This is a genomic window from Roseibium sp. (genome assembly GCF_025698965.1).
Taxonomy (GTDB): Bacteria; Pseudomonadota; Alphaproteobacteria; order Rhizobiales; family Stappiaceae; genus Roseibium.
On record NZ_JAILWL010000518.1, the window covers coordinates 1 to 4,373 of the forward strand.

At 54.8% G+C, this 4,373-nt stretch carries 4 protein-coding genes and 1 pseudogene; 3 read left to right on the plus strand and 2 right to left on the minus strand.

Annotated elements, in window-relative coordinates:
- A pseudogene (locus tag K5905_RS28445) lies at nucleotides 1-777 on the minus strand (hypothetical protein); the annotation flags it as partial.
- Nucleotides 778-917: 140 nt separating this feature from the next.
- Nucleotides 918-1,523, minus strand: coding sequence for a DUF1134 domain-containing protein (locus tag K5905_RS28450; protein WP_297590702.1), 606 nt, complete (start codon nucleotides 1,521-1,523; stop codon nucleotides 918-920).
- A 155-nt stretch (nucleotides 1,524-1,678) separates the two neighbouring features.
- On the opposite strand from K5905_RS28450, the gene K5905_RS28455 reads away from it, so the two are divergent.
- The 3 genes from K5905_RS28455 to K5905_RS28465 all read left to right on the plus strand — a co-directional run.
- Nucleotides 1,679-2,134, plus strand: coding sequence for a YHS domain-containing (seleno)protein (locus tag K5905_RS28455; protein WP_297590704.1), 456 nt, complete (start codon nucleotides 1,679-1,681; stop codon nucleotides 2,132-2,134).
- A gap of 166 nt (nucleotides 2,135-2,300) precedes the next feature.
- Nucleotides 2,301-2,945 (plus strand): histidine phosphotransferase ChpT, encoded by a 645-nt coding sequence (gene chpT, locus K5905_RS28460; protein ID WP_297590707.1) that lies wholly within the window; start codon nucleotides 2,301-2,303, stop codon nucleotides 2,943-2,945.
- Nucleotides 2,946-3,077: 132 nt separating this feature from the next.
- On the plus strand, nucleotides 3,078-4,373 hold a 1,296-nt coding region (locus K5905_RS28465), incomplete at its 3' end, for an Hpt domain-containing protein (RefSeq protein ID WP_297590710.1).

Here is a 4,373-nt window from a genome sequence, read left to right on the forward strand (position 1 = left end):
GTTCAGTTCGTTCTGAAGGTCGGGTTCGGAAACATTCACCGCATCCAGCATAAGCGTCAGGCGGGTGACTTCTGCCTGTGCCGAAACATACTTGGATTCGGTGTCAACCAGTTGTGCTTCCAGCTTTGCCAGATTTGTTCGTGCTGTCTCAGCGCGGGCAGCGTCCACTTCGGAAGCAACCGTCGGCTCGTACTGAGCCAGTTTGGCCTTCAGCGTCGCGACCTCTGCTTCCAGGCCGGTGATGGTTGCAAGTGTCATTGTATCGGTTGCAGGCAACCAACCGGTGTCATCCACCGGTTTTCGAGCCGCTGCGGTAATGCGATCTTCGTCCGGAGTTGTCGTCCAGCTTTCCGCAACGGCCTTTTCGGCGTCGGAGAGCTTTTGCTTGAGCGTTTTTACTTCCGCGGAAAGCAGATCAACGGCATGCTGATCTCCCACAAGGGAAGAGATTTTCGTTTCCTTGTCTGAAAGCTGTGCCTGGTGGGACTTTTTCAATTCGTCGATGGCTGCATTCAGTCTAGCAACTTCCAACTGATGACGAGCCGCCTTTTCGCGCTCAACGTCAAGCTGGCGTTCCACTCGGCGCAGTTCCACTGCGTGCCGCGCGCGAACCTGATCCTGCGCTGCTCTGACTTCTGCATAGCTTGATGGATTGACTGCGCGCAGTGCCTCTTCGGTCAGGCGGGCTGCGCGGCGGTAGAAGGCAGGCAGGATAGCAAGACCAATCAGGCCGGCCGTGCAAAACCCGAGTGCAATATACAACGCCGCTTCAATCACATTTGGCTCCAGTCACCAATCCAAGTGCCAATCATCATCATTAGACGACCCAAGGCGTGCCGCCAAGGGCACCTGACGTAACGTACTACAGCTTTCGGATTTTGCCGAACCTTCTCAAGACAACCCGGTGACCGGTTCGCTCAGAACGGATTCCATGTCGCCTTGTCGGTGAACTTCAAATATCCCATGTTCACCCCGAGACGGGCTCCGACACCGGCACGGACCGGAACAAGAACGACTTCGTTCTTCAAAAGCACGGTCATTCCGACACCGCCAACCAGGTAGGCCGAGCCGTTTACGCCCGCAAACCGGGAATAGATCGAATTCACAGTGGGCAGGTTATAGACCAGCATCATGACCCTGGCGCCATCGGCACCGAAGTCCCAGCCGACGGAGGGACCTTGCCAGAACACCTTGTGATTGCCGGCATTGCGGGTATAGAGGTGGCCTTCCCCATAACGTGCACCGGCGACAAAGGCTCCGGAGCCTTCTTCTCCAAGGATGTAGCCGTTGGGTTCGCCGTAATTTGAAAAGGCCCGTTCGACGACAGACGCCAGTCCACCGGAGACCGAGCCGAAAAACTGATGACCGGCCTGTACGATTTCGTCTTCATTGTAAGTATCGCCGGGCGGAATCGGGTCGTTTCCGGATGATTGGGCGAAAGAGGGATTGATGGCGGCAACCAAACACAAGCACAGGAACGCAGCTGAAAGCAGGGACGCCACTCGCCAGGATTTTTGTGCCATTCAAGAATTCTCCTCATTACATGCTCGTCGTGGCGTAATGTGTTCAGATCGGACCGCTCACGATGCTAAGCTGCAGCAACACATGCTGATTCGCATGAACTCCGAATCCTACATAAGCCGAATCGATGGAAAGCTGGCCTGAAAAAAAGACCTTCATGTGTCTTTCCATAGTAATGATTGCCGTTCTGTGTGTTTTTGCAGACAAAGGTGCTGCACGTCCCCAGGTTTTCGTCCCCGATCCGATAACGGGATACGCAATTGGCGGGCATGATCCCGTCAGCTACTTTGTCGACGGCTATCCGCGCAAGGGTGACCGCAAACATGAATACAAGTGGGGCGGCGTTGAATGGATCTTCGTCAATGAAGGCAACATGGCCGCCTTTGCGCGGGATCCGGAGGCCTATGCACCGAGATACGCGGGCTGCGGTGGATTTGCCCTGTCGGAAGGGTTCGCTACTGCGGGAAGTCCCTTCATTTATGCGGTTGTCGAAGGGCGGCTGGTTTTCTTTCACTCGGTGGTCAACCGGTTCCTGTTCGTGGTCAATGGTTCGCAATTGACGCAGGATGCCCAGGACAATGCCGGCAGAGTCGGGTGCATGCCTGAACTCTAGGTTGTTCTATTTGCAGAGCTTGTATTTTAAGTGGCAAATTTTCATCTGGATGACGGGTTTTGCAAGGGAACCCTGCCTTGGCAGCGGCTTTCCGGATGTGTAACCCTTGGGCAGATTTTCGCGAATCATCGGTTCATCGAACCTGAATTAAGAGCTTTATTCTGCCATGTCCGCACTTAACGAGCTTTCCTCTCTGGATCTTGCCGCGCTGGTTGCCAGCCGTGTCTGTCACGATATCATCAGTCCGGTCGGAGCGATCACCAACGGTCTGGAAGTGTTGGATGAGGAAGGTTCGGAGGACATGCGCGAGTTCGCCATGGACCTCATCCGCAAGAGCGCGCGGCAGGCTTCGGCGAAACTGCAATTTGCCCGTCTTGCATTCGGCGCAGCCGGTTCTGCAGGTGCCGAAATTGATCTCGGGGATGCCCAGGTTGTTGCCACAGGATTTATGGAAAACGAAAAATCCGAACTAAATTGGCAAGTTTCCCGGCATCTGATGCCAAAGAATAACGTCAAACTTCTCCTGAACCTGATTCTGATTGCCAACCAGTGCGTCCCGCGCGGCGGTGAAATCAAGGTTGAAATGGAAGGCGAGCCACAATCTCCTTCCTTTACGCTGTCAGCCAGCGGTCTCAATCCGCGAATTCCGCTCGGAATGAAGGAAACCCTTGGTGGAGAAGAGCCTGAAAGGGTCGATGCTCATTCAGTGCAACCTATCTATACTTTGCTGCTTGCCCGTGAATCCGGCATGGTATTAACAATAGATAAACAAGAAGAGTTGGTAAAAATAACGGCTCTTCCGAAGGTCTAAATAGATCAAATAAAAGTCTCCGTGCGTTTCAGCGTATCTTAACTCTTTGCCGTCAACCTACTCTCATGGACTTCTCGGTCCAGACATCCTTTCGGATGCGGAACCAGTAACAAGTCGGGATGAGAGCAGGCCATGGACGACCTCCTCCGGGAATTCATTACAGAGACGAACGAGAGTCTCGATGTTGTTGACGTTGAGCTCGTAAAATTCGAGCAGGAACCGAACAACGCAACGATTCTAGATAATATTTTCCGCCTCGTGCATACCATTAAGGGTACTTGCGGCTTTTTAGGCCTCCCTCGGCTTGAAGGAATTGCGCACGCGGCAGAGACCCTTATGGGCAAGTTTCGCGATGGCGCACCTGTCACGCAGGAAGCTGTATCCCTGATCCTGATCTCGATCGACCAGATCAAGGACATTCTGGGTGAGCTTGAAGCCGCTGAAGGTGAAGAACCGCAAGGGGATGACAGCGAGCTGATCGGCAAGCTGGAAGACATGTCCGCCAAGGCCGATGCGGCCATGGCCGGAGGTGGCGCCGCCGAAGAGTCCGCTGCCGATGAAGACGTCGCCAAAGTGGAAGCTGCAGAAGCTGTCGAAGAAGATGCCGCGGATCAAACCCTTGAGCGTCCTTTGCGCCCGGGCGAAGTATCCCTTGACGAACTGGAGCGGGCTTTCCGTGAGACCGAGATCGAGGTCGACATAGCCGAGCCTGAAGTTGTTGAGGCAGAGGACATTGTCGAAGAAGTGGAAGAACCTGCTGCAGCTCCGGCTGCTGCCAAGGTAGAGAACATTTCAGAAGCCAAGAAGCCTGCTGCGAAGAAATCGGGTGGCGACAACGGCGAGAAGAAAGCGGCCGGCGGCGGTGTCTCGAACCAGAGCATCCGCGTTGCAGTCGACACGCTTGAGCACCTGATGACCATGGTGTCCGAGCTGGTGCTGACACGGAACCAGTTGCTTGAGATTGTCCGCCGTCACGAAGACAGCGAATTCAAGGTTCCGCTGCAACGGTTGTCAAACGTCACGGCGGAGTTGCAGGAAGGGGTCATGGCGACCCGCATGCAGCCGATCGGCAACGCATGGCAGAAGTTGCCGCGCATCGTTCGTGACCTCAGCCAGGAACTTGAAAAACCGATCGATCTGGAGATGATCGGTGCGGATACCGAGCTGGATCGCCAGGTTCTTGAAATGATCAAGGATCCGCTCACGCATATGGTTCGCAATTCCGCCGACCATGGGCTGGAACTTCCGGAAGACCGGCGGGCAGCCGGCAAGCCGGAAAAAGGCATCATTACCCTGGCTGCGTATCATGAAGGCGGCCACATCATCATCGAAGTGCGCGATGACGGCAAAGGCATCGATGTTGAGAAGGTAAAATCCAAGGTTCTGGAACGTGGTCTGGCCTCGGAAGCCGAAGTCGACAAGATGACG